Source organism: Mesorhizobium sp. M2C.T.Ca.TU.002.02.1.1, assembly GCF_003997225.1.
In genome coordinates, this window is record NZ_RZTO01001145.1 from 1 (window position 1) to 1461 (window position 1461).

A 1461-nucleotide genomic window follows, 5' to 3' on the forward strand; every position below is an offset into this window, starting at 1 on the left:
ATACCGGCCTCACCGTCGATGCAGGCGCCGAATGCGACGCGGCCTGCGCGGTGATGATCGCCGGCGGCGTCCGGCGCCTAGTGGGCGCCGATGCGCGTTTCCTGGTGCATGCCATGGGTATGGAAGACAAGGTCAGGGCGTATCTTGACGAGATGGGGATCGGCTCGGGCTTTTTCGCCGCCATGCAGTCGGCCGAATATGCCAAGCACAGGGAACTCAGCCGGGACGAGCTGAAGACGTTCGGACTGACGACCGGGCCGCAGTCGGTCGACGCGCTGACCGGCGCCACCATTTGCAGATCCGCGCCCAGGCCGGAGAATTGCCGGGGCCTTCCGGCCGCCGATGCCGAGGCGAAGGCGCCAGCGAAGCTGTAGAGCGACTCCAGGAAGAGTGTTCACGGTTTTCCGTCCGGAATTGCGTAAACAAGGAGATAGCGCGCACTGGCCATTGAGGCAGGTTGAGCCGGGCAGGGCGCTGCCGCTATCTTGCCGGTGCTGTATGCACAGTGGAGGAGCGGCGATGCGCGAGGACATCCCGACTTTGTATGAATGGGCCGGCGGCAGCGAGGCGCTGAACCGGCTGACCCGGACCTTTTACGACAAGGTGGCTGCGGATCCGATCGTCGGTCCGGTGTTCGAACACATGTCGCCGGATCACCCGGCGCATGTCGCCGCCTTCATCGGCGAGGTCTTTGGCGGGCCGAAGACCTACAGCGAGAAGCATGGCGGCCATCGCGAGATGGTGATGCATCACCTTGGCAAGCACCTGACCGAGGAACAGCGCCGCCGCTGGATCAATCTCCTTGCCGATGCTGCGGATGAGATCGGCCTGCCGGACGACCCCGAATTCCGCTCCGCCTTCATGGGCTATGTCGAGTGGGGATCGCGGCTGGCGAAGATTAACTCGAATCTGGGCGAGACCTGCGATCCCGAGACCGAGCCGATGCCGGCCTGGGGCTGGGGTGTGCCGGGCGGACCTTATAAGCCGCCGGCCGGGAAATCGTAAGCGCCTGCGCCCGCGATCGATTGCCGGCATATCTGCATCCAGATTTCTGACAAAGCCTCCAAAACGGCATCGGAGTGCTCTTTACAGAGTGCCCGGAAGCTTTTAGGAAGCGCCTGCGCCGAACAGCGCATGCACGGGCATAGCTCAGTTGGTAGAGCGGCGGTCTCCAAAACCGCAGGTCGTAGGTTCGAGCCCTGCTGCCCGTGCCATCTCCTCGAAAGTGGCCGATCGAAGCCTCCGCGGTTGAAAATCGGCGGGTGGCTTGCCATATGGGGAAAATTGGGGCATAAGCCCCGCATAGCCGGGACGGGACGACTGGATGGTTCCGAGGCGGCGTTAGGGCATAAAGCGGACCTTGCCACTTGCGTGGATTAAGAATCGGTTTTATGTAGACAAGACAGACACGCGACGCGTGGAGCTGGGAAGCCGGCTTTACGCGTCTGATTTGCGTGGGTG

1 protein-coding gene, 1 tRNA gene and 1 pseudogene are annotated in these 1461 nt (G+C 62.9%); all 3 read left to right on the forward strand.

From position 1 onward, the window contains the following. Window positions 1-374: pseudogene (locus EOD07_RS37945) on the forward strand (hypothetical protein); the annotation flags it as partial. Between the two features lie 145 nt (window positions 375-519). Further along, the gene (locus tag EOD07_RS34175; protein WP_127238331.1) at window positions 520-1005 is read left to right on the forward strand and encodes a group II truncated hemoglobin; all 486 of its coding nucleotides are present in this window, start codon (window positions 520-522) and stop codon (window positions 1003-1005) included. A gap of 133 nt (window positions 1006-1138) precedes the next feature. Next, window positions 1139-1214, forward strand: a tRNA-Trp gene (locus tag EOD07_RS34180). Window positions 1215-1461 lie beyond the last annotated feature (247 nt).